At 65.2% G+C, this 25,023-nt stretch carries 17 protein-coding genes; 7 read left to right on the top strand and 10 right to left on the bottom strand.

From position 1 onward, the window contains the following. Positions 1-80: 80 nt before the first annotated feature. Together MWU77_RS23615 and MWU77_RS23610 are read right to left on the bottom strand one after the other, a co-directional pair. A complete protein-coding gene (locus tag MWU77_RS23615; RefSeq protein WP_247274933.1) occupies positions 81-398 on the bottom strand; it encodes a hypothetical protein in 318 nt (105 codons plus the stop codon). Positions 399-446: 48 nt separating this feature from the next. Further along, a complete protein-coding gene (locus MWU77_RS23610; RefSeq protein ID WP_308198864.1) occupies positions 447-1,094 on the bottom strand; it encodes a DUF3558 domain-containing protein in 648 nt (215 codons plus the stop codon). 266 nt (positions 1,095-1,360) lie between these two features. Between MWU77_RS23610 and MWU77_RS23605 the strand changes: the two genes are divergently transcribed. Continuing rightward, a complete protein-coding gene (locus MWU77_RS23605) occupies positions 1,361-2,215 on the top strand; it encodes a 3-hydroxyacyl-CoA dehydrogenase (RefSeq protein WP_247274932.1) in 855 nt (284 codons plus the stop codon). Between the two features lie 80 nt (positions 2,216-2,295). Here MWU77_RS23605 and MWU77_RS23600 read toward each other — a convergent pair whose 3' ends face one another. Then, a complete protein-coding gene (locus tag MWU77_RS23600) occupies positions 2,296-2,817 on the bottom strand; it encodes a zinc-binding dehydrogenase (protein WP_206040285.1) in 522 nt (173 codons plus the stop codon). A gap of 18 nt (positions 2,818-2,835) precedes the next feature. On the opposite strand from MWU77_RS23600, the gene MWU77_RS23595 reads away from it, so the two are divergent. After that, a complete protein-coding gene (locus MWU77_RS23595; RefSeq protein WP_247274931.1) occupies positions 2,836-3,201 on the top strand; it encodes a TetR/AcrR family transcriptional regulator C-terminal domain-containing protein in 366 nt (121 codons plus the stop codon). A gap of 154 nt (positions 3,202-3,355) precedes the next feature. On the opposite strand, the gene MWU77_RS23590 is transcribed toward MWU77_RS23595, so the two are convergent. Further along, positions 3,356-3,670 carry a hypothetical protein gene (locus MWU77_RS23590; RefSeq protein WP_169689671.1) on the bottom strand — a complete coding sequence of 105 codons (315 nt, stop codon included), beginning with the start codon at positions 3,668-3,670 and terminating at the stop codon, positions 3,356-3,358. A gap of 178 nt (positions 3,671-3,848) precedes the next feature. Between MWU77_RS23590 and MWU77_RS23585 the strand changes: the two genes are divergently transcribed. Continuing rightward, positions 3,849-5,672 carry a TerD family protein gene (locus MWU77_RS23585; protein ID WP_247274930.1) on the top strand — a complete coding sequence of 608 codons (1,824 nt, stop codon included), beginning with the start codon at positions 3,849-3,851 and terminating at the stop codon, positions 5,670-5,672. A 230-nt stretch (positions 5,673-5,902) separates the two neighbouring features. Further along, positions 5,903-8,632: a hypothetical protein gene (locus tag MWU77_RS23580; RefSeq protein ID WP_247274929.1), complete on the top strand. Its 2,730-nt coding sequence runs from the start codon at positions 5,903-5,905 to the stop codon at positions 8,630-8,632. 37 nt (positions 8,633-8,669) lie between these two features. Here MWU77_RS23580 and MWU77_RS23575 read toward each other — a convergent pair whose 3' ends face one another. The 4 genes from MWU77_RS23575 to MWU77_RS23560 all read right to left on the bottom strand — a co-directional run bounded on the left by MWU77_RS23575 (position 8,670) and on the right by MWU77_RS23560 (position 16,197). Further along, positions 8,670-10,265 carry an FMN-binding glutamate synthase family protein gene (locus tag MWU77_RS23575; RefSeq protein ID WP_247274928.1) on the bottom strand — a complete coding sequence of 532 codons (1,596 nt, stop codon included), beginning with the start codon at positions 10,263-10,265 and terminating at the stop codon, positions 8,670-8,672. A gap of 86 nt (positions 10,266-10,351) precedes the next feature. After that, positions 10,352-13,240, bottom strand: coding sequence for an FAD-binding and (Fe-S)-binding domain-containing protein (locus tag MWU77_RS23570; protein ID WP_247274936.1), 2,889 nt, complete (start codon positions 13,238-13,240; stop codon positions 10,352-10,354). Positions 13,241-13,295: 55 nt separating this feature from the next. Beyond that, positions 13,296-14,399 carry an enolase C-terminal domain-like protein gene (locus tag MWU77_RS23565; protein ID WP_247274927.1) on the bottom strand — a complete coding sequence of 368 codons (1,104 nt, stop codon included), beginning with the start codon at positions 14,397-14,399 and terminating at the stop codon, positions 13,296-13,298. Between the two features lie 4 nt (positions 14,400-14,403). Further along, positions 14,404-16,197 (bottom strand): thiamine pyrophosphate-requiring protein, encoded by a 1,794-nt coding sequence (locus MWU77_RS23560; RefSeq protein WP_247274926.1) that lies wholly within the window; start codon positions 16,195-16,197, stop codon positions 14,404-14,406. A 351-nt stretch (positions 16,198-16,548) separates the two neighbouring features. Here MWU77_RS23560 and MWU77_RS23555 point away from each other — a divergent pair, with 351 nt between their 5' ends. Next, a complete protein-coding gene (locus MWU77_RS23555; RefSeq protein ID WP_247274925.1) occupies positions 16,549-18,303 on the top strand; it encodes a glycoside hydrolase family 15 protein in 1,755 nt (584 codons plus the stop codon). A gap of 63 nt (positions 18,304-18,366) precedes the next feature. After that, positions 18,367-19,392, top strand: a complete 1,026-nt coding sequence (locus MWU77_RS23550; RefSeq protein WP_247274924.1) for an SDR family oxidoreductase — start codon at positions 18,367-18,369, stop codon at positions 19,390-19,392. 28 nt (positions 19,393-19,420) lie between these two features. Here MWU77_RS23550 and MWU77_RS23545 read toward each other — a convergent pair whose 3' ends face one another. Next, positions 19,421-19,927 (bottom strand): MarR family winged helix-turn-helix transcriptional regulator, encoded by a 507-nt coding sequence (locus tag MWU77_RS23545; protein WP_247274923.1) that lies wholly within the window; start codon positions 19,925-19,927, stop codon positions 19,421-19,423. A 69-nt stretch (positions 19,928-19,996) separates the two neighbouring features. Beyond that, positions 19,997-20,413, bottom strand: coding sequence for a hypothetical protein (locus MWU77_RS23540; RefSeq protein ID WP_247274922.1), 417 nt, complete (start codon positions 20,411-20,413; stop codon positions 19,997-19,999). A gap of 171 nt (positions 20,414-20,584) precedes the next feature. On the opposite strand from MWU77_RS23540, the gene MWU77_RS23535 reads away from it, so the two are divergent. Continuing rightward, a complete protein-coding gene (locus MWU77_RS23535) occupies positions 20,585-24,949 on the top strand; it encodes an AAA domain-containing protein (protein WP_374229967.1) in 4,365 nt (1,454 codons plus the stop codon). The last annotated feature ends 74 nt before the right edge of the window (positions 24,950-25,023 follow it).

Here is a 25,023-nt window from a genome sequence, read left to right as displayed (position 1 = left end):
ATCGGTTCGACGCTAGCACGACCGGTCCTGCCTACGATTCCCGCGACGGTTCCGGTATTCGTGCGGGAAGTGCGTGCAGGTTATGTGTCGACGTCGATCGACTGAAGCTGTCGTACCCAGTCGAATTCGGTGCCGAGGAACGCTTCGCCGCCTGAAGCGAATGCGTCGTGTAGTTGGGTGAGGGCGTCGATGAACTGTTCTACGCGTTCGCGGGCAGACTCGGGTGTGCCGGCGCCCTTGCGGGCGTAGCCGGTGGCGAGTTGCTTGGCGGACTCGAAGTCACCGAAGCCGTGAGCTGCCGCCAGATTGTTCGTTGTCTCTCGCGCCTTCTCTAGTTCGCTGAGCGTAGTGTTGCAGATCGCAACGATCTCCTCGATGACGAGCGGTTCGAGTCTCACGAAGTCAGGCAAGCGTTCCTCCGGTGGTAGCGGTCGTTATATCCAGTTCTAGATGTAGGGCTCAAGAGTGGAGACGAAATCCTCAAACCCGGTACACCATTCGTTTTGGGGCACTGGCCCGGGGTGATCCTTGTGGTAAATCCTGCTGAAGATGGCAATGCCGAACTCGGTCTGTAACACGTACGTGCAGGTGTCTCTGTTGTTCGGGTCGACCTCGAGTAGAGCACGACGTCCGTTGATGCTGGCCGCGGTTGCCACAGATCCGTTCTTTTCGAGTTCCTCATCGATGGAAACGTTGCCTGCCAGGATATTGAGGCCGTATCCACGTCGGACTCCTGGGATGAGTGTTCGGTCGCGGTAGGTGCAGCCCAGGAACGTGTACCACCCCATCGGCATGTCCGCAAACTCTTTGTGTGCCGCGTCGTATCCCGCTTCGGTCATCACGTCGTCGGGTAGGTCGAGGCAGGGGTCGAAGGTGACGTCGGGGCGACCGGAGTCGTCGACGATGCGCGGTGTGCGTGTTGTCGGTGCGGTGGTTACGGTGGTGCTGTTGTCGACGGCTGGTGCTGGTGCTGGTCCGCAGGCTGCTGCTACCGCGATGATTGCAGCACTCATCGCTGCACGTCTCCACCTGCTCACGCGACCCCCCGATCCGCCCGAAAATCGGTTCGACGCTAGCACGACCGGTCCCGTCATGATTCCCACGCGCGCGAGTAGAAGCCGGGTCGAGGTCGAGTGGGGAGCGGATCTGTCCGAGCTCGGAACCCCTGTGCGCGACTGTGGCCTGTGATAGATTTCGACTTGTTCCGGCGTCCCATAATACCGTCTGATTTCCCCTTCGGGGCCGTCGGAGGTTTTGTTGTGTAAGCAGACCGGCTTCGTTCGGCAATGTCAGCCTCGTATTCGTCGCAGCTGTCCACGTATCGGAGTGCAGTTCGATCGGGCTCAACAAGGAGAAACGAATGAGTGAAATTCGAAGAGTCACCGTGCTCGGAGCTGGAGTCCTGGGATCACAGATCGCATTCCAGTCTGCTTACAAGGGATTCGATGTCACTTCCTACGACATCAGTAGTGAAGCGCTCGATGGCGCACGACAGCGGTTCGCCGAATTAGGCGAGACATACAAGCGGGACGTTGCAGGTGCCACCGAGGACGCCGTTCGGGACGCGCTCGAAAGAATCACCCTGACAACGGACCTGGAAGGATCAGTGGCGAACGCCGACCTCGTCGTCGAAGCGGTGCCGGAGATCCTGTCGCTCAAGCAGGAGATCTACGAGAAGATCGGGCCGGCGGCGCCGGCCAAGACGATCTTCGCGACAAATTCGTCGACGCTGCTCCCGAGTGACCTGAAAGAATCCACCGGACGCCCCGACCGGTTTCTCGCGCTGCACTTCGCGAACCAGGTCTGGCAGTTCAACACAGCCGAAATCATGGGCACCGCCGATACGGATCCCGCGGTGCTGGCCGCGGTAGTCGAATTCGCGACCCAGATCGGCATGGTGCCCATCGAACTGCACAAGGAGAAGGCCGGATACGTCCTGAACTCGCTCCTCGTACCGTTCCTCTCATCGGCCGCGCAACTCGCCGCCGGCGGATACGCCGACCCTGAGGCAGTGGACAAGACGTGGAAGATCGCGACCGGCGCGCCGATCGGACCGTTCCAGATCTACGACATCATTGGACTTGCCACCCCGTACAACATCATGGCCAACGGCGACGAGGAACAGCAGAAACTCGCGGTGTGGTTGAAAGAGAATTACATCGACAAAGGCAAGCTCGGACTTGCGTCGGGTGAGGGCTTCTACCGATACACCTGACATGAGACGGAATCGGGTGCGCAGTTGTTGTCGGCTGTACTCGACATTCGCGACAACAAATGCACACTCAACCGTCTATGTCACCGATTGGACGGAGACTGGGCACCGGCTGAACGCCGATCTGGAACGGATCGGACTACCTGCGCTCGGCTGGTGAGCACCACCTTCCCGCGCGCTGTCCGGTCCTCCACGGCCGCGTGTGCTGCTGCGGCCTCCGACAAAGGGAAGCGTGTGATCAGCGGTCGGAACTCGCCGCCCGCAGCGCGCGCCAAGGAGGTCGAGCGCAATGCGTCCCACCCGCCCGGCGGAACCATGCGCGGCCCCAGCGCCCAGGTTGCTGTGATTTGCCGGGAGATCAGGTCGGTGGTTGCGATCTCGGTGGGTGAGCCGGATGCCCACCCGTAGAGGATGATCCGTCCACCAGGGGCGAGAAGTTCGAGAGCTTGTCGGCCGATCCGGCCGCCGACGCCGTCCATCACGACACTGATCCGGGGTGCGGAGGCAAGGCGCTCCGGCCAGGCGGGATCGCTGTAGTCCACAGCGATATCGGCATCGTTGTCGCGCACTTGTGCGGTCTTCGTCGCACCACCGGCGGCTCCCACGACGAAAATACCCTCACGATGCAAGCTCTGGACGAGCAGCGTAAGGTCACCGACCTGGAAGACGACCTCACCGACCTGGGCGTTGCCCTGGTGTGGGACGAAGAGTACGTCACCCACTTCGCTCTCGTCCGTCAGATACAGGCCGACATCGACCACATTCCGCCCGCTGCCATCGACGCATGGAGAGACGCCGGGCCGCTACGCGTGCGCCGGCACCTCGCCGATCGTCTCGAGAAGCTGGACGGGCTGAACCTCGACGACCCGATGCTCGCCGCGTTCCATCTGATGGCATTGATCGGCCGGGACACCTCGGGCGGGGGGCGTTCGACCGAAGAGCATGTGCGCGCGGGCGTGCGGGTCTTCCTGCACGGTTATTGCGATTGATCCAGCACGAAAGTGTGGATCCGAGCGCGGATTCCGGGCCCAGATCCGCCTGGCGTCGCAGCACAACCGCGAATGAAACGGACGCGAACAACGTGTCGACCGCGAGCGGCTGTCTTTCCGGCGCGCGGCTGTGCTGTGGAATGCGGCGGCGTAACTAGAGCTTGTCGAGGTCGACGGGCGGGAACTCGCCGTAGATCCCGCGATCGCTGCCCTCGAGGTACCAGTCGTGCTGCGTCATGGCGCGAGCCCGCAAACGCGATCGCCGAGCCCGTTCCATCTCTGCTGCGTTCCGTCGGGCCTCGAGCGCGCGCTCCGTGGCTCCGCGGATCTTGGGAGCTGCCGCCGCGATCATCGCGACAGCGACCACGACCCCGATGATGATGCCGAGGGCGACCAGGATGGTCTGCCAGTGCTCGATGATCAATCCGAGGACGACGAGGGCTGCAAAGAGTCCCAACCAGTTCTTCACGTTTGTCCCGTCACCCGAATTCCGATCAGCAGAAGTCCCTGGTTATCGGCAGTGCTGGCAGTGGTGTTACACAAGTCGATTCGGCCCCGGCCTGCCTTGGAACCTGTCGGTGGCGTCCGGTAAGAATGTCGGTCATGTCGGTTTTCCATCCCGACGCGGAAGGCATCAGGAGGTCGATGTGATCGATACGCGCGCACATGCCAACGGGCCTGCGACGCTGCCCCGCGGTCACCGCTGGGTGGTGGTCGACGTCGAGACCTCCGGGTTGCGCCCGAACGCGCACCGTGTGCTCAGCGTCGCCGCTCTCGTGCTGCGCGAGGACGGTTCTGTCGAACGCGAGTTCTCCACCCTCGTCAACGCCGACTGCGACCCCGGGCCTGTGCACATCCACAACCTGACACGCGAGCGGCTCGCCGGTGCACCCCGCTTCACGGACATCGCCGGCGAGCTCGCCGACATCCTCGACGGCGGCACTCTCGTCGCACACAACGCGTCGTTCGACTACGGATTCCTCGACGCCGAGTTCCGGCGGTCCGGCAGGTCCATCCCGGCCGAACAGCGGCTCTGCACCCTGGCGTTGTCGCGGCGCCTGGAGCTCGACGTCCCCAATTTCAAGCTGGCGACCCTCGCCCAGCACTGGCAGGTCCAGCAGCTGCAAGCACACGACGCTTACGACGACGCGCGGGTGCTCTCCGAGGTGTTCGTGCGCAGCGCCACCCTGGCCGAGAATCTGCAGCTGCCCTTGCCTGTGGTGAACTGCCGCGGCCGGAAGTCGGTGTACCCGGATTCGGTGCAGCGAGTGCCGTGCCAGTGGAAGAACCCGGGCCGTCTCACGGAGGCGGGGCTCGTGCAGGGCATGAAGGTGGTGATCAGTGGAGCCACCACCACACCGCGGCCGACGCTGGCCCACCGCATGACGGAAGCCGGGCTCGACGTACTCAACAGCGCGAGTCGCCAGACCAGCGTCGTCGTCTGCAACGACCCCGGCGTACAGACCGCCAAGGTACGCAAGGCCATGGCCGAGGGCATCCCCGTCATCACTGAACAGCAACTCGAAGCACTGCTGGAGCGAGTGGCGCCGGGTGAGCCCAAGGCGGCGACGGTGATCGACATCGTTCCGCAGCAGGAAACCCCGCCGACGACGGCAACGCCCGCGCCGGCGCCGAAGAACTTGGCGCTCCAGGGAACGAAGCCCAAGTTGTGGTCGGGGCGTCGTGTCCTCTTGCTCGGCGGCACGCACCTCGAGGCGGTCTTGATGCGCTCGCGTATAGCGCAGCTCGGTGCCCGACCGTCCCTCAACTTCACGGCTGCCGTCACCGACGCCCTGCTCCTGGAAGGCGCCGACGCCGACAAGCGGCTGTCGCGGGTCCACGATCGTCAGCTGCCGGTGCTCACGCCGGACGACGTGAATGCCGCGATCGAGATGGGTGTCGTCCCTCCGCACATGCGCACCGAATCCCGCCTGACGGCGCCGGTGCTCTCGCAGGGGGAAGTGATAGATCTACCCGCAAAGACCACGCGGTGGTCGGTCAATGTCGCGTGGAAGGCCGAAGCGACCGGAGACGAGTTCGACGTCGACATCGTCGCCTTCCTACTCGACGGTAATGAAAGAGTCGACACCGACGAAGATTTCGTCTTCTACAACAACCCTGCATACGACGATGGTGTTGTCGAGCTGACCGTGGACGGCAGCAGTGAGCAGTCCGTCCGCCTCGACCTGGCATCCATTCCGGCTGAGTGCGAGCGCATCGCGATTGCGGCGGCGATCGACGGGGACCGCACGTTCGGCGACCTCGGTGCGATTTCCATCAGCGTGGACAGCGAATCAGGCACCGCCGCCACCGCGGTCCTCGACGCAGGTACAACCGAGCGCACGATGGTGCTGGCCGAGATCTACCGGCGATCCGGAAAATGGCGGTTGAGGGCTGTGGGGCAGGGATACGACGACGATCTTGCAGCGCTCGCGGTGCGATACGGGGTGGAAGTGGAAGGGAGTGACTGACCGGTCCGGCTGTGGTGCGCATTCGCGCTGACTACTATTGGTTGTCATGGATCCCACCGAAACCGCACCTAGGAAGGTCTCGATCGGGCGCACTTGGATGCACACACTCTCGGGCTGTCCGATTCCGTCCGAGAATCGGCGCACGTCATGCTGGTGCCGTCCATTGTGACCCACAATCCGCTTGCGGTTGATGCTCGATGGGGTTCGGATCGGCGAGGGGACGAAGTGACGTGACCACCGTTGCCGAGCGCCCCAGATTCGGTCAACTCACCTACACATTCTTCGGTCGCCCCGGCAACGCCGGCGGCGATGGTTGGCAGATCAAGCAGACCACCGGCGATGTCGATGCGGAAGAAGAGGAACGGTTACTCGCGGGCGTCGTGACGCAGTTCGAAGCGGTCCGGCCGTTTCCCCGATTCGTCACAGCCGAGGAAGTGGAGGATCGTCCCCGCCGGCTGGCGTACGCACCCGGGCCCGCCAGCTCGGGGCTGTACTGGCACACGGTTCAGGCCGGTATGGACGCTTCCGGTCGGATCGAGAACGTTTTCGCTCACACACTTCTCGACCGGCGCACCGATGAGGCAGGAGCGCTGCGGCCGATCGAACGATGGCACTCGGCCGAGTGGCTCACGCCGTACGGCCCCAGCGACGTCGCTGCCGCAATCCTCTCGTCCCCGGAACCCAGTCCCAGTGGTGTCGCGTCACGCGCCGCGGCCGTGGACTTTCTCCTCGACCCGGATACATCGCGTATCCGTATCTTCAGCGTCCTGCTCGACGCGGTTGCGCAGGCCTTCCGCGGCGGCTCACCCGTGGTCCTCGGCTGCGCGGATTCGGACAGTGCAGCCGGATGGATCGCCGCAGTTTCCCACTTCATGTCGCCGGGAACGAGCAGGCGCTTCGGATGGTCGACCTTCGACAGGTTGCACACAGTCGACGACACCGTTGCGCGCGGCGCGCATCTGGTGGCGGTACCCCTCGAAGATCTTCCGGGTGACACACCGGGGTGCGTGGTGTTCGGTGAGAACGAATCGCCGATCCTCGGCGCACTCGATGGAGAACCACATTGCGTCGACAACGGCGACGTGGTGCCGGTAACCCCCTGGTCACGGTTGGCACAGATCGTCCTCGTCGATGAATCGGTTGCCGCCCGTACGCTCGAGCATCAGGACGAGATCGCGAGGAAAGCGGGCGACGAGCACCTGTCCCCGATGTGGCCGTTGGCGATGGCGGTGGTGGCGGACAGCGACCTGCACGACTCGTTGGCCGAGGCGACGACCGTCCTGCTGGAACAAAGCCCCGACACGGTGATGGAGTCGGAGTTCGCGTCGTTGATCGTGGACGTGGTGGACAGCAGTTTCGGGGATACCGCGTCGCAGGCTGCCCGCGTCTTCAGTGCGTGGAATGCAGCCGGCCGGTTGGCGCCCGTGGTGTGCACCCTTGCAGCTCGAGTATTCGCGTTCCGGGTGTTCTACGATCGCGCGTGGTTCCGGAACGCGGACCCAGCACATCGTGCACTACTCGAACACTGCGATCGGACACCTGAACTGGTGACGGAAGCCGATCGTCTTCTCCGCGCTCTGCGCAGCCGGCTGTATACCGCCTACGAGATCGAAGAGGTGGCGGTCTCAGCACTCCAGGCGATCGATGCGATCGTCCGTGCCGACCTCATGAGCGATCTCGGCGACCAGCTCGTCCGCGAGATCCTCGAACTGGCGGTGGTCCCGGTGCTGTGTGACGACGCCCGGGGTCCGAAGCTCGTCGAGGGAGTCGGCCCGGTCGGACGGTCGACGTGCATGGACTATCTGCAGCCCGCCGTGATCGGCCACTTCGACTTCATCGGCCGCCCGCTCGGATCCCGGCTCGAACCGGCCGTCTTGGCCTTCATCGCCAGCAGCGTGGCCGACGTGCCGACTTTCGACGACTTCGCTTCAGACCCGTCCTTGGTGAACACCACGTTGAGCGTGATCATCGCCGAAGGTGTCTTTGCCCTGGCCGAGCGAGGAGAAGGGGCACGGGTGCGAAGCGAGCTGGCGGTCGTCGCTCTGTGGCGCGCTTTCTACGAACTCAGCGAAGGTTCGGGTGTGATTCCGGGGTTGGACGATGTCGTAGCCGCACAGCGGTGGACGGCGGCGCAATGGCGTCGGATGGTCCAGGCATATCCGAGTGTGGTTGCGCCGCGTTTCCTCCAGGATGCGGTGGTGTGCGAACCCTGGTGTGCCGACGTCGAATTACTTGCCCGGCATATCCTGAACCTGCTGGATCACGCCGTTGTCGCTCCGTGGCAGGAAGATCCACATCACGACGCACTTGCCGGGGCATGGGCGTTGATTCGGTTGAGGAACAGCTGGGACGGGATCACCGAGCAGGAACTGGATGCGGACCTCGGCCGGTACGGTCTGCCGACGATCACCGACTATGCCCGACACTACGAAGCAGATCTGCCGGATGACGTGCTCGCGGGTCTGGCGGTGTGCATCGTAGCTGCGAAAGCGCGTTGCGCAGTGCTCCCCACACTTCCGGCGAGGCATGTTGCGGCGCTGGCCGATGCGGTCGAAGTCAACGCGAGATTCGTCGTCGACTCGATCGTCGAACTCGCGCAGTCCGGTGCGCTGGACGAGAGTTGGCTGATTGCATACGCGGTGTTGAGTTCGCCGCACTCTCCTGACGTGGTGCTGGTGTCGGAAAGTGTCGGTGTGCTAGCGCATTTCGTAGTCGGCGACGGTGCTGATCGGCGCGGGATTCTCGACGAGGTCGCCGCGGAGATCCTGCCGGAGCCGTGGAATCTCGGACCGCGAGACCTCCGCGGAGTTCAGGCGGCGGTGAGTGCCGAACTCATGGAGTTCCGCGACCGCACCGTCGATCTGGCCCGTGAAGCATATGCGGCATTTGTCGAGGGGTGGTACGAGCGGCGGGTGGCGGACGCGGCACGGGCGACACCCAGGCTGCGAGGACCGTTCTGAGATCCTTTGCTGTCGTGCGTCCACGACACGACCGGACTCAACGTCGCATGACCGGACGGAACGTGTCGGGATTCGCTGCCGCCCAGTCGCCTGCCCACTCCTGCGGAGGGTCGGCCACGAGTTCGCCGGGAGCCAACCACTCGTAGAGATCGGCGTACGACCGGATCTCCGTGGGACCCAGCTTCTTGTGGAGCATGTGCGGTGTCAATCCACTGGGATCGGATACACCCAGCGAGGCCATGATCTGCACGGCCTGGCGTACGGTGGCGTCCTGATAGCGATACGCGCGCACACTCTTGTCTTCGACGTCGAGGGCGCGAGCGCGCCTGGGATCCTGCGTCGTGACTCCGACCGGGCAGGTATTGGTATGGCACCGCTGGGCCTGGATACAGCCCACCGCCATCATCATGGCGCGGGCGGCGTTGGTGTAGTCGGCTCCCTGGATCAGGCGTTTGACGATGTCGTTTCCGAGCGCGACCTTACCGCTGGCGCCGATTTTGACCTTATCGCGCAGCCCGGTTCCGACGAGCGCATTGTGAACGGTGATCAATCCGCTGGTCAACGGAAGCCCGACGTGATCCTCGTATTCCAAAGGTGCTGCCGCGGTGCCGCCTTCGGCGCCGTCGACGATGATGAAATCGGGCGCGCTGCCTTGATCGAGCATCGCCTTGCACAGCGCGAGGACCTCCACCCGCGACCCGACGCACAGTTTGAACCCGATCGGCTTCCCGCCGGACAGCTCACGCATCGTCGAGATGAACTGAATCAGTTCACGGGGAGTATGGAACGCGGAATGCGCCGCGGGGCTGACGCATTTCTCGTGAGCAGGCACGCCGCGATACCGGGCGATTTCATCGCTCACCTTCGCGGCAGGCAAGACACCCCCGACCCCCGGCTTGGCACCCTGGCTGAGCTTGAGTGAGATGGCCTTGACCTGGTGGTGGGCGGCCTGATCGGCGAACTGGTCGGGATCGAACCGGCCCTCCTTCGTCCGGGTACCGAAGTATCCCGATCCGACCTCCCACACCAGATCGCCGCCACCGTCGAGGTGGTACGGGGTGAGCCCGCCTTCGCCGGTGTCGTGAGCGAACCCGCCCATAGCGGCACCCTTGTTGAGCGCCCGCAGCGCGTTACCGGAGAGTGCACCGAAGCTCATCGACGACACATTGAGCAACGACATCGAGTACGGCTGTGCGCACTCGGGCCCACCGATCATCACCCGTGGCGGCTCGTCCGGCTCGGGGACGGGAGCGGTGGAATGGACCAGATACTCGTAGCCGACTTCCTCGATGTCGCGTTCGGTACCGAAGGACAGTTCACCGTGAATGCCTTTGGCTCGCTCGTAGATGATGGTGCGGACGTCACGGTCGTACGGTCGCCCGTCGAAATTGCGTTCGATGAAGTACTGCTGCAATTCCGGACGCAGACTTTCGAGCAGATACCGGAGGTGGCCGAGGATGGGGTAGTTACGTAGCACCGAGTGTCGGCGTTGCACCAGGTCGTAGACGCCGACGAGGAGCAGGCAGGCAAGCAGGACCAGTACCAGAATCCATGCCCACCCTCCGACAACCGCGGCGAGACCGGTGACTATGACCGCCGCGGCGAGTGCCCCCACCGACAAGAACCGAAGCATCGGTACCTCCTCTGCCCGTGTGCGTCGTCTTCAGTCTGCTTACACGGGCCGCCGCGGTCTTCGCAGGCGGTTGGCGGAAGGCGGCCTCAGCGGTCGGTGGTGCTGCCACGGACCTGGGCGGCCAGCATCTGAGCCGCATGCAGCGGCCTCACCCCGGGCTCGAGGTCGCGAATCTGTGTGCGGCAGCTGAATCCGTCGGCCAGCACGACGGTGTCGTCGGCTTTCTCCCGGAGGGCGGGCAGCAGTTTGTCTTCAGCGCACGCGACGGAGACGTCGTAGTGGCCGCGCTCGAACCCGAAGTTCCCGGCCAGCCCGCAACAGCCTGCGTCGAGGACGTTCGCATCCACCCCCGCCTTGTCGAGTACTTCGTGATCTGCCTTGTACTTCAGGACGGCGTGGTGGTGGCAGTGCGGCTGAACGACGGCGTTCACGGTGCCCTCGTGCGGGGGATGCCAATCGGGTGCCTCCTTCTGCAGTAGCTCTCCGAGGGTGTAGGTCTGGCCGGCGAGGCGGTGTGCATCTTCGTTGCCGTGCATGAGCTCGGGAAGATCTGCGCGGAAGACCGCAGCGCAGCTCGGTTCGAGGACCACGATCGGGGTGCCTGCACGCAGAGCGGGTTGCAGGGCGTGCAGGGTGCGGCGCAGTACGCGCCGGGCGACGTTCAGCTGGCCGGTGGAGATCCAGGTGAGCCCGCAGCACGGCGTGCCGTCCGGGACTTGGACGGTGAACCCGGCGGCTTCGAGGACGGTGACGGCGTCGCGAGCGATGCCGGGATCGAAGTTGTTGGTGAAGGTGTCGGGCCAGAGCAACACGGTGCCGCGATCGGTGGCCCGCTGCCGACGGGGAGGTTGCCGGCGCCACCCGTCGGTGAATCGTTGCTCGGCGAAGCGCGGGAAAGGCCGCCGCCGGTCGACACCCCCGGCCGTCTTGATCATGCCCGACAGGCCGGGCGTGTGGGTGAGAGCGTTGACCACGGTGGGGGCGGTGGAAGCCATACGTGCCCAGAGCGGGAGCCAGCCCATCGAGTAATGCGACGGCGGCCGGAGCCGGTGACGGTAGTGGTGCGAGAGGAATTCGGCCTTGTACGTGGCCATGTCGACATTCACCGGGCAATCGGATCGACACCCCTTGCAGGCCAGGCACAGATCGAGGGCGTCGCGCACAGCGGTGGATTTCCAGCCGTCGGTGATGACATCGCCCTCGAGCATTTCGAACAGCAGGCGAGCGCGGCCGCGGGTCGAATGCTCCTCCTCGCCGGTGGCGCGGTAGGACGGGCACATCACGCCCGATTCGTGGCCGCGGCATTTGCCGACCCCGACGCAGCGGGCCGCAGCCCGGCTGAACCGATGGTCGTCGTCGGCATAGGCGAAGTGCACGGCCGGTTCGATCGGAAGATAGTCGGTTCCCTGGCGCAGATTCTCATCCAGGCAGTGCGGATGGACGATCTTCCCCGGATTCATCCGATCCGCCAGGTCGAAGATCGCCTTGAGTGCCTCGAAGGCGGTAATGATCTTCTCGCCGAACATGATCGGCAACAACTCGGCCTTGGATTGGCCGTCGCCGTGCTCGCCGGACAATGACCCGCCGTACGACACGACCAGACGAGCGGCTTCCTGCGCGAACGAGCGATAGCGGGCGATCCCCTCGGCGGTGCGCAGGCCGAAGGGGATCCGGGTGTGGACGCAGCCGTGCCCGAAGTGCCCGTACAGCGACGCTGTCCCGTAGTCGTACTTGTCCAGCAACCTGCGGAAGTCCCGGAGATAGTCGCCGAGACGAGACGGGGGGACGGCGGCGTCTTCCCAACCCTCGTGGGTTTCGGGTTCGTCGGGCGGATACGCGGTTGCTCCGAGACCGGCTTCCCGGGCTGCCCACACCTGCTTCTCATGTTCGGGGTCGTCGAGGATCCGCGCGTGCGGTGTCACCGCCTGGAGGTCGTCGATCATCGCGGTTGCTTTGCGGTCGGCCTCGTCTTCGGTGTCTCCGTTGAACTGCACCATCAGCCATGCGTTGCCGTCGGGTAGTTCCTTCAGTGCGGCGGCGGCGAGATGCTGACTGTGTTCGAGCTGAACCAGCCGGTGGTCGATGCCTTCCAATGCGGCGGGGTTGTGTTCCAACACCTGGGGGACGGCGTCGGCGGCAGCGCAGATGTCGTCGAATCCGAGTAGGGCCAACGACTTTGCCGCAGGGATGCGCACCAGCGACAGTTCCGCACGCAGCACTGTCACCAGTGTGCTTTCCGAACCGACGAGCAGCCGGGCGATGTTGAAGCCGTTCTCGGGCAGCAGTTCGTCGAGGTTGTACCCGGACACTCGCCGCGGAATGTCCGGGTAGCGGTCGCGGATTTCGTCGGCATAGTCGTCCCGCAACTGCCGCAGTGCCCGGTAGATGTCGGCGCGCCACCCATCAGCGGTGATGATCTGCTCGAACTTGTCGTCGGTGGTGTCCTGCACCCACATGCGGTGCCCGTCGTAGGTGAGCACTTCGAGCCGGCGGATGCAGTCGGCCATCTTTCCGTAGGCCTGTGCGGTGGAGCCGCACGAGTTGTTGCCGATCATCCCGCCGATGGTGCAGCTGACATGCGTCGACGGCTTCGGCCCCACCATCCAACCCGTCGATTCGAGTTGATCGTTGAGCTGATCGAGGGCGATGCCGGGCTGCACGATCACCGTGCCCGCGTCGGCGTCGAGACTCTCGACCCGGGTGCAGTACTTGCTCCAGTCCAGCACCACCGCCGCGTTGCAGCATTGTCCCGCGAGGCTGGTGCCACCGCCGCGGGAGAGGACGGGCACATCGTTCTCGTGGCACACGGCCACTGCCTCGATTGCTGCCTCCGGGGTTCTGGGTACGACGACACCGATGGGGATCTGCCGGTAGTTGGACGCGTCGGTGGAGTAGGCGGCGCGAGATCCTGCGTCGAACCGGACTTCTCCGTCGACGCGGTCGCGCAGCGAGTGGGCGAGTGTCTCGAACAACATCGCGGGGCGTGTTCCAGCAGTGGATGACTCGGTCACGATGTTTCCTCCTGGGTGCTCACTGCACGCGATAGCGTTCGACGTCGGCGTGACGGAAGGCCAGGCCGTGGCCGGGCGCGTCGGGGTCGGGGCGGACGGATCCGCCGGTGGCGTCGAGGGTGCCGTCGAAGCACATCCCTTCGATCCGCACGTGGTCGTGGAACCATTCGAGGTGACGCAGGTTGGCGGTCGCTGCCGCGACGTGGGCGTGCAGATTGGGCGCGCAGTGCCCGGACAGCTGCAGATTGTGCGCGGCAGCGACGGCGGCCACCTGCGCGAAAGCGGTGATACCGCCACAGCGAGAGACGTCGGCCTGAAGGCAGTCGACTGCGCCTGCCGCACACATACACTCGAAATAGTGCAATGCATAGCCGTATTCACCGGCCGTGACGTCCGGGAGCACGGCGTCACGGACCTGCCGCAGGCCGTCGAGATCGTCGGACGAGACCGGTTCTTCGAACCATCGAACGTCGAACTTCTCTGCCCGGTCGATGATCCGGATGGCCTGCTTGCGTTGATAGGCACCGTTGGCGTCGACGTAGAGCTCAGTGTGGTCGCCGATCACGGTGCGGGCCTGCTCGATCCGCGCGAGATCACGGTTCTCGTCGGAGCCGAAGGACTCTCCGATTTTGATCTTCACCCGTGGAATCGACTGCTCGTACACCCAGTGTTCGAGTTGCGCGGTGAGCTGATCGGCGTCGTAGGTGGTGAATCCACCCGAGCCGTAAACGGGCACCTCACGGTGTACGGCGCCGAGGAGCCGGTGCAGTGGTAGGTCGAGGAGGCGTGCTTTCAGATCCCACAACGCCACGTCGACCGCAGAGATCGCGCACGCGGCGATACCCGGCCTCCCGGCGTTGCGGACCGCTTTGGTCATACGGTCGTAGGCGCCGGCGATATCCAGCGCGCTACATCCGCGTACTCGGTCGGCGAGGACGGACTCGACGACAGCGGCGGAGGCCGCAGGCGCGTAGGTCCAGCCGGTACCCACCCGATCGGCTGCGCGGACCTGCACGAGGACGAGGGTCGTCGAATCCCAATCGAGGGTGCCGTCGGCCTCGGGCAGATCGGTGGGGATGGTGTAGGCGGCGGTGGATACCTCCCGTATCGGTGCGTCGAGCATCCGGTCAGCCGTTTCTGTGCGGCAGGAACTCCTGGGCCTTGGTCTTGATACCCGCCATGGTGAATCCCCAGCTGTCCTCGTCGCCGGAGAGAACCGCCGTAGCGACGGACTTGAACTGCTCCCAGGTCGCGTGCGGCGGGATGGGCGGCATGTTCGGATCGGTGTGAACATCGAGGACGGTCGGACGATCGGCAGCCAATGCCTTGTCCCACGCACCGGCAAGCCGACTCGGATCGGTGATGGTCTCGGCGTGCAATCCGAGGCTCGCAGCGAACCCGGCATAGTCGACATCCGGAAGCATCTGGGACTCGACGAATTTCGGCGCCCCCGACATCGCCCGCATCTCCCAGGTCACCTGGTTGAGATCGTTGTTGTGCAGAATCGCGATGATCAGCCGTGGGTCGTCCCACTCCTGCCAGTACCGTTTGACGGTGATCAGCTCGGCGAGTCCGTTCATCTGCATCGCCCCGTCTCCCGCGAACACGATCACCGGACGCGAAGGATGAGCGAACTTCGCGCCGATCCCGTACGGCACACCCGGCCCCATCGTGGCCAACGTCCCCGAGAGGGAACCGCGCATGCCCGGACGGAACTTCAGCTGGCGGGCATACCAATTCGCGGCCGACCCGGAGTCGGCGGTGACGATGACGTTCTCGGGCAACCGGGGCGAGAGCTCGGCGAACAAACGCAGTGGGTTGACGGGATCGGCCGCGACTTCCGCCTCCTTCGCCATCGTCTCCCACCACCGCGACACGTTCGATTCGATCTCCTCCTGCCACGAACGGTCCGTTTTACGTTCCAACAACGGAATCAACGCTCGAAGCGCGCTTTTCGCGTCGGCGACCAGGTTGACCTCATTGGGGTAGCGCATGCCGATGAACCGGCCGTCGATGTCGATCTGCACGCCACGGGCCTGGTCGTACTCGGGCAGGAACTGTGTGTACGGGAACGACGAGCCGATCGTGAGGAGGGTGTCGCAGCCCATCATCAGCTCGTAGCTCGGCCGCGTGCCCAGCAGACCGATTGAACCGGTGACCCAGGGCAATTCGTCCGAGAGCACGTCCTTGCCGAGCAGCGCCTTCGCGGCACCCGCTCCGAGGAGATCCGCGACCTGAGCGATCTCCTCGTCTGCGCCGCGCGCTCCCTGCCCGACCAGCAGCGCCACCTTCTTCCCGGCATTGAGGACCTCGGCGGCCCGTGCGACCGCGGCATCGTCGGGTGTGGTGTTCGGCCAGTCGATACCGATGCTCGACGGCACCATCTTGAACTCGTGGGTGGGAGCGGCGTACTCCAGTTCCTGGACGTCGGCGGGGATGATCAGCGCGGTCGGCGCCCGTTGGCTCAGTGCCACTCGAATGGCCCGGTCGAGAACGTTCGGCAGTTGCTCGGGCACGGTCACCATCTGCACGTAGTCGCTGGCCACGTCCTTGTAGAGGCTGAGCAGATCGACTTCTTGCTGGTAGGAGCCACCCATAGCGGTGCGGTTCGTCTGCCCCACGATCGCGACGACCGGGACGTGGTCGAGTTTGGCGTCGTAGAGACCGTTGAGGAGATGGATCGCGCCGGGGCCGGAGGTAGCGATACACACTCCGACCCGGCCGGTGAACTTCGCGTAGCCCACCGCCTCGAACGCGCTCATCTCCTCGTGCCGTGACTGGATGAACCGCGGTTGATTATCGGCTCGGCCCCAGGCGGCCATGATTCCGTTGATGCCATCTCCCGCGTAGCCGAAGACGTGTTCGACTTCCCAGGCGCGTAACCGCTCCAGCAGGTAGTCGGCAACGTTCTGACTGGCCATCGGATTGTGTCCTTCCCTCGGCTCACGGGCATTGTCCGGTACCGGACAACGCCATCGACGTGACGGAGCAGGGTGCGTGTTCGACGCGCAGCAGAGGCGAGACGTCTTCCTTCCATCATTACGCGCAAACGTTGCGGTAACGCAAGGTCCCTGATGGCGTCGATTCGGCGACTGTCCGTCCTTGCCCGAATGCCCATCCCGACGCCGTTCAACCGTGAATTCTCATTTCGAATCTCGATGTTTGAACCATCTTCGTGCGGGAACACTGCCCACCACCCATGTAGTTGCGACCCCGCAATCATTGCGAATACGGGCATAAGATGACCACCTCGTCCGAGGGAGGCGAAATTCATGACGCCCCACGAGTCCGGCTTCGGCGCCTCCTGGCCACCACACGTGCTTCGCGAGTACGCCCTGATCGCAGACGGGGAGCGGGGCGCCCTGATCGGCCCGCGCGGAGACTTCGCGTGGATGTGCGCACCGCGGTGGGATTCGGGCGCGGTGTTCAGCTCACTGCTCGGCGGACCCGGCGGATATCTCGTGTGCCCCGCGACCCCGCGCTTCACCTGGGGTGGACACTACGAGGAAGGGACGCTGATCTGGCGCAGCCGGTGGGTCACGACCGCCGGCATCATCGAGTGCCGTGAAGCACTAGCGTTTCCGGGCGATCCGCACACGGCAGTGGTGCTCCGCCGGATCGTGGCGGTGGACGGCGAGGCGCGGGTTCAGGTCTCGTTGTCTGCCGATGCAGACTTCGGTGCCCACCCGATGCATCAGGTCGCGCACCGCGAGGACGTCAGGGTGTTGCGCGCCGGACCGCTCCACCTGCGGTGGGCCGGCGGCCGCGGCGCTCATCTTCGGAACGGGCAACTGGAGACGGCTCTCGAGCTCCGGGAGGGCGAGCACCACGACCTCGTCCTCGAACTCAGCGACCGGCCGCTACCCGAACACCTCCCGAACCCGGATCAGCTGTGGCGGCAGACCGAACACGAATGGCACCGACGTGTTCCGCACATGGACGGGACGCTCGCCGACCGCGACGCCCGGCACGCCTGCGCGGTCCTGACGGGGATGACCAGCAGCTCGGGCGGGATGGTCGCCGCCGCGACCACCGCTCTGCCCGAACGGGCCGAACAGGGCCGCAACTACGACTACCGCTACTGCTGGATCCGCGACCAGTGCTACGCCGGTCACGCGGCTGCCGCAGCGGGCGCCGACTCGCTTCTGGACGCCTCCGTCGCCTTCATCGCCGAACGCCTACTCGACGACGGTCCCCAGCTGAAGCCCGCCTACACCGTCGGCGGAGGGCGGGTGCCCGACGAATCCGTCCTCGACCTTCCCGGGTATCCCGGAGCGGACGCACGCCTGGGGAACTGGGTCAACGAGCAATTCCAACTCGACTCCTTCGGTGAAGCTCTGCTTCTCTTCGCCGCCGCCGACCGCGTCGGCCACCTCGGCAGTGAGCGCTGGAAGGCCGTCGAGATCGCGACCGAGACGATCGAACAACGCTGGACCGAACCCGACGCCGGTATCTGGGAGCTCGACAACGCGGAGTGGGCGCACTCGCGTTTGACCTGCGCCGCCGGTCTGCGTGCCATCAGTGCGGCCGCTCCGGCCGCGCACTCTGTTCGCTGGGATGCCCTCGCCGACGCTCTCGTCGCCGACACCGATGCCCGGTCGCTGCACCCGAGCGGGCGCTGGCAGCGCGCCCCCGGCGACGATCGCATGGATGCGGCGCTGCTTCTGCCTGCGATCCGCGGTGGTGTTGCGGCCGACGACCCCCGCACCCGGCTCACGTTGGATGCCGTGCGCGCCGATCTCGGCCGGGAGGGATACGTATACCGGTTCCAACATCGGGGCCAACCTCTCGCCGACGCCGAGGGCGCGTTCCTGCTGTGCGGTTTCGTCATGGCGCTGGCCGAACATCAGCAGGGCCACTATGTCGCGGCGGCGCGCTGGTTCGAACGCAACCGCGCTGCGTGCGGTTCGCCTGCCTTGTTCACCGAGGAGTTCGACATCGTCGAACGGCAGTTGCGCGGCAATCTGCCGCAAGCGTTCGTTCATGCGCTCTTGCTCGAGTCCTCCCATCGCCTCGCCAAAACGTGATCGTTCACGTTCTCCGCCAAAGCAACTCACAGTCCCAACTTCGATCGTGACAAGGAGGCCGAGATGAAGGCACCGCATTCGGAACAGGTTGTCGTGGTCACCGGCGCCTCGGGCGGGATCGGCCGGGCCGTCGCCCGCGCTTACGGTGCCCGCCGGGCCAAGGTGGCGCTGCTCGCCCGCGGTGAGACGGGGCTCGCGGGCGCGGTCGACGACGTCGAGGCGGCCGGAGGCCGCGCTCTCGCGATCCCCACCGACGTCGCCGATCCCGAGCAGGTGGAGGCCGCTGCCGCGGAAGCCGAGCAGACGCTGGGCCCCATCGATATCTGGGTGAACGTGGCTTTCACCTCCGTCTTCGCCCCCGTCAGCGAGATAAGCCCCGCCGAATTCCGGCGGGTCACCGAGGTCAGCTACCTCGGCTACGTCTACGCCACCCTGTCGGCACTGCGGCGGATGAAATCCCGCAATCGCGGTGTGATCGTGCAGGTCGGCTCGGCGCTGGCCTATCGCGGTATCCCGCTGCAGAGCGCGTACTGCGGTTCCAAACACGCCATTCAGGGGTTTCACGAAGCGCTGCGCTGCGAACTGTTGCACGAGCGCAGCGGTGTCCGGGTGACGATGGTGCAGATGCCTGCGGTCAACACCCCACAGTTCTCTTGGGTGCGGTCGAGGCTGCCGCATCACGCGCAGCCCGTCCCACCCATCTTCCAACCCGAGGTCGCGGCGCGCGCAGTGCTCTACGCCGCCGATCATCCGCGCCGCCGCGAGTACTGGGTGGGTGCCAGTACTGCGGGCACCCTCGCTGCCAATGCGATTGCGCCAGGCATCCTGGACAGGTACCTCGCCCGCACGGGGTACTCCTCCCAGCAGACCGACACCCCACGCGATCCTGATCAGCCGGAGAATCTCTTCACGCCGGCCGACGGCGTGGACGGTCGCGACTTCGGGGCGCACGGCATCTTCGATGATCGATCCCGTGACCGCAGCGCACAACTGTGGGCGTCGCAGCACCACGGCCTCCTCGGTGTCGCCGCGGGTCTGGCGGCCGCGGCAGGCGCCGTCGCCGTGTTCGCCGGACTAAACCGGCGGTGATCCTGCATCCGCTGGAGGAGACGCGACATCAGCGGTTCGGCGGCCACAGCAGGGTGAGCACGTCTCCGTCGATCGGCTCACCGGCAGCGGCTGCGAAGCGGCGTAGCGCGACGGTGAGGGAGTCGCGGTCTTCGGGGGTCATCCGCTCCAGAACCGCTGAGATCGAGTCGCGTCGATGCGCGCTGACCTTTTCGACCAATGCTTTTCCCTCAGCGGTCAACGTCAGGTTCAGGTTGCGCCGATCCTCCGGTGCATCTCGCCTATCCATCAAGCCTGCCTTGATGAGCCGGTCGACCGCGCGGCTGGCATTGGACGGATTGACTCCCAGCGCCTGCGCGACCGCCGCCAGATTCAGCGGACCCCAGGTGTCGACCATGACGAGAATCCGCAAGTGCGGCACCGACACCACGTCTTCCACCTCGGCCACCGATGCCGCCGCGATCCCCACCAGCGCACGCGACGCCCACAGCACCGCATCGACCTGAGCCGGGAAATCTTTTCCTCGGCCGGATCGTCGACGCTGCGTAGCGTTCATATCCCGCATCCTTCCGCAGTCGATTGCGGTCTCGCAACCATTGCGTCCGTGGGAGAAATGAGTCGGTCACTACTTCTGCGGCGGTAGGGCTCCACCGGCCGAGGCAGCACCGAACACTTCGCGTCCGGTGCGTGCGCGAAACGGATCGAGGACAGTGCGTTGGCGCTCGGCGCGGGCGATCAGTTCGTCGAAGTCGATCTCGGGCAGCCGGGAATCGAGTTCTGCGAGATCACGCAGCGTGGTCCACAGCTGTTTCTTGCCCTCGATACCCATCAATAGGAACTCGAGCTCCACGAACCGGCTCAGCGGCGAATAGCCGCGAAGCCGACCGTTGAGTTTCAACCGTCCCATGCGCTCGGCCCACGTATCGACCTCGTCTTCGCTCACTCCCTCTGCGAGGTGCATGTCGACGCGGGTGGGCCACCGCTCGCCGGGACCGTACGGGGTGCGGGTCCCCCAGGGTTGCCCGATTCGGTCTGTTGCCATGACCACGCGATACCCGACGGGTAGGTGTCCAAACAGGCGTCGCGAGGAGCGATCCGCGGGACGACTGCTGTCGCGAAGCGGGGGTGGGCATGAACATGTCGGGGAGAGTTCTTAAGGTTGGTCGTGCCCGCGCCGCTGACGGGCGGAAGTGGTGTCCGCAGAGTGAGGGGAGTGGGTGTGGAGTCGAGGGACAACGATCCTGAACTGAGGGATCGAGTACAACGCCTGCTCACCTTCCTGTCCGAGCTCGTCAAAGCGCGCAGCACCCCCGTCCGAGTGCTCGCCAAACACCGCGCCGTGATGTCTCTCGAGGAAGGCAACCTCGACATCGGACTGAGTGCCGCTGCCGCAGCGGGCGACGTCGTCCTCCGCGCACGACGTGTTCAACTCGAAGACCCGCCGCAACCTCCCGCGTTGATCGCGAGGTATGTGCAGGGAGCCATCGACGACTCCGCGGTCGAACCCACTCTCGACCCGAACGCCACCGACGCCGCCGAACGTTTCGACAGCTGGCTCACCGAATGGCGGGTGTGGGCGGCAGTCGACCGTGAGCGGCGACCCGCCTCGCACCTCTACACCTTCCTGCAGCGCGCGATGCTCGACCTCGAAGCCCAACCCGAATCGCTAGAGCTCGTACTCGCGTCGGGGCTGCTGCATCTGTCGGCCGAGGTCGCGGGGGAGCAGGTGCGCACGCACCTGATCACGCAGTCCACCCTCGTCGAACGACACGCAGCAACCGGCGACCTGCTGGTGCGGTTGAATCCCGACCTCGGGCCGTCGCTCGAAGACACCCAGCTCCTCACGGGGCTGGAGGTGTTCGACCCGTCCGGCACCCGCAGCCTCCACGAGTCCCTTGCAACCCAGGTTGCATCGCCCGTGGATCCCGCAGCCCGCGGTTTTCTCAAAGGCTGGGCCGACCGCGCGCTCATCGTGCCCGTCGACGTCGTGGACCAGGCCGAGGACGCGTCGTCGCCCGACATGTTCCTCACACCGTCACCTTCGCTGGTGCTGCGTAAGCACGGCGCTTCAGCACTCATCGAGTACTACAACCGTATGGCCGAGGCCGTTGCCGACGAGTCGAAGCCGGTGCCGCTCGGTCTGGCGCAGCTCGTCGAGGCGATCGAACCGGAAGAGCGTGTGGCCTGGCTCGACCACATCGGCAGGCCGCCCGCCCTGTTCACCGGCGACCCGATGTTCCCGCTGCCTGCGAACGAAGAGCAGCGCGACATCATCGATCGCCTCACCGGCGACAGTGGGGTCGTGGTCGAAGGGCCGCCGGGTACCGGCAAGACCCACACCATCGCCAATATCGTCTCCGCGCTGCTCGCTCGCGGCCAGCGGGTGCTGGTCACCAGTGAGAAGGCCCAGGCGCTGCGCGTGCTCCGCGACAAGCTTCCGCCCGAACTGCAGGAGCTGTGCGTATCGGTGACCGACCCAGTGCAGGGTGGTTCGGCGGAGCTCACCCACAGCGTCAGCGAGATCGCCACGCGCAAAGCGCAATTCAACGCGCGGCGAGCACAAGAACGCATCGACGACCTCACGGCGCAACGTGATGAGGCACTGAGCCGCCGCGCGATGTTGATGGAACAGGTCCGGCAGGTCAGAGCGGAGGAGACGGTCGTACAACCCGCCGTCGCCGCCGGCTACGAAGGCACAGCCGCGTCGATCGTCCGGAGGGTCCGCGCACAGGAATCCAAGTACGAGTGGTTGCCCGCGCCTCTTCTCGCCGACGTTCCACCGCTGACCGTCGATGAGGTCGTCACCCTTCACGGGCTCCACCAGCGGTCGAGTGTCGAGCGTGCACGGCGCAGGCACCAGCTTTTCCCCGATCTGTCCCTCCCCACCCAGAGGGAGGTGCAGTACGCGTGCGCTGCGGTCGCGCAAGCGCCGAAGGACATCGGGAGCAACGCACTGCAAGAGGTGCTGCGAATACTCGAGGGTGCGCCACTCGACGCACTCGCCCGCATCCGCGACCTGTGCGAACAACTACAGGGCGCCCTGGAGGACGCAGAGCGGCTCGATGCGCGAATTCAACGCGTGACCGACGACGTCCTGTCCGGCAAGGCGCAGCACCTGTGGGGCAAGACCGCTGAACTCGCAGATCTCGTGCAGTCCGCTCAGGCCGCAGACCGCGCAGTCGGCGCCAGCTCGGTCGAGGTGCCGGTGACGGGACCGCTCGCGCTCGAGGCGTATGACGCGCTGGCCCGCAAACTCGAGGCCGGCGACACGTGGCGCAGCGGCTTCACGCGCTTCCGCAGGAGCGACGAGCAATCAGCCGTCGAGGCGCTGGGCGAGGTCGCTACCGTCGACGGCGTCGCAGCCACCACCGCACACACGGCACGCATCGTTGCGGAACACCTCCGCGCGCTCGAAGCGATTCGGGTCGCGGGGATCGTCCTCCGAGATCTCGGCATCGATGTTGCGCTCGACGAGTCGCGCAGCCGAGCTGTCGGCACCATGGCATTCATCGACCGCGACCGCGGCATCGTCGACAATCTCGTCACCCGCGTCGGAGCCGTCGAAACGGAAATGCGCCACATCCACCCCGGTGCACCGCGGATCACGAGTATCGAACAAGCTCGGTCGGTTGCGGAGTCCGCGCGAGTGATCGCTGCAGCCGGCACTGCTGAAGCAAGCAAGACCTGGCTCGAATCCATCGGCATGGACGTGCGGGGCAAGACCGCAGGGGGAGCATCGCCTGAGGGACGCGCGCTGGCGCGGGCCTTCCACGACGCGGACTTCGACGGCATCAACACGGCGCTGGACGCGTGGGATCGCGCAGTCGGTGAACAGCGCGAAGAGCTCGAGCTCGTCTCGCTGCATGCGAAGCTGACCACCGCCGCACCGGCGCTCGCGCAGGCGATTGCTGAGAATCCGTTGAGTTTGGGCTGGCCTGTCCGTCTCGCGGACATCGAGGATGCGTGGGCGTGGCGTCGCGCGGATCAGTGGGCAAAAACGTTCCACGAGCATGGTGACGACGGGCAGTTCGAACGCGACCTTGACGCAGTCGAACAAGACATCGCGCGTGCGACGACGCAGCTCCTCGCCGTGAAGGCGTGGAGCGCGTGCCTCGATCGCACCACGGCCGAACAGGTCCAGGCCCTCCACTCGTACCGCGACCATGTCGCGAGCATCGGTAAGGGCACCGGAAGGTACGCCGAGCGTTACCGGGCTGCAGCGAGAGAAGCCATGCAGGTCGCGCAAGGTGCTGTGCCCGCGTGGGTGATGCCGCTGCAGCAAGTGTTGTCTTCGGTTCCGCCCGAACAGAATTCATTCGACGTCGTCATCGTCGACGAAGCGAGCCAGGCCGACATCAGCAGCCTGTTCCTGTTGTGGCTCGCTCCGCGTGTGATCGTCGTCGGCGACGACAAGCAGTGCGCGCCCAGCGGGGTGTCGCTGGGTGCGCTCGACGGGGTGTTCAGTCGTCTCGATTCGTACCTTCCCGACATCCCGAAGTATCTGCGCGACAGTTTCACTCCGCGATCGAGCATGTTTTCGTTGCTGCGGTCGCGGTTCGGGAGCATCGTCCGCTTGCGGGAGCATTTCCGGTCGATGCCGGAGATCATCACGTGGTCGAGCGAACAGTTCTACGCGGACGACCCGTTGGTTCCGTTGCGGCAGTATGGAGCCGACAGACTACCGCCGCTGCGCACCACTTTCGTCGAGAATGGTGCTGTCGCAGGGCAGAATTCGTCGCTGACGAACCGAGCCGAGGCTCTCGAGCTTGTCAAGGTGCTAATGCGGTGCCTGCATGACAAGGCCTATGACGGGAAGACATTCGGCGTAGTGGTGCTGCAGGGGCAGTCGCAGGTCGACGTCATTCAGAACGAACTGCTGGCAAGGCTCACCCCCGAACAGTGGGAACAGCGCAGGCTCCGTGTGGGCGCGCCCCCGGATTTTCAGGGCGACGAGCGGCACGTGATGTTCCTGTCGATGGTCGTGGCGCCCGAACAGAACATCGCGGCGATGACGAGGACCGAATACCAGCGACGGTTCAACGTCGCAGCGTCGCGGGCGCAGGACCAGTTGTGGTTGTTCCATTCGCGCACGGCAGACACACTGCGACCGACGGACCTGCGACATTCTCTGCTCACATACATGCAGTCGGTGTCGCCGGCACCTGCCGAGTCGATTCCGGTGGGTGTGACGCGCAGCGAGCGGCACGAGGCGTTCGGCAGCCTCTTCGAACAGGCCGTGTTCCTCGATATCGAGTCGCGCGGGTATCACGTGAATCCGAGAGTCGACGTGAACGGTTACTTCATCGACCTGGTGGTGACGGGTGCGGCGGGGAAGCTGGCTGTCGCGTGCGATGGCGAGCTATGGCACACCAGCCCCGAGCGACAGGGTGCAGATCTCGAGCGGGAACGTGAGCTGACGCGAAGCGGGTGGAAGTTCTGGCGGGTTCGCGAATCCGAGTACTACTTCGATCCGGTTGCGGCGATGGCGGGGTTGTGGGATGAGCTCGAGCGGCGCGGGATCACACCGGACGTCGCGGATGCTGTGGGCGTGGTCGATGCAGGTTGGACGCCGGTGTAGTTGGCGGGTGAGGAGGTGATCGTGTGTGTCATTGGAAGCTAGACGAACCCACCGTCGACCAGGTCCACCAGAAC

The organism is Rhodococcus sp. F64268 (assembly GCF_023015605.1).
Taxonomy (GTDB): domain Bacteria; phylum Actinomycetota; class Actinomycetes; order Mycobacteriales; family Mycobacteriaceae; genus Rhodococcus.
Note: the sequence above shows the minus strand (reverse complement) of the source record. Positions and strands in the feature narration are given on the sequence as shown.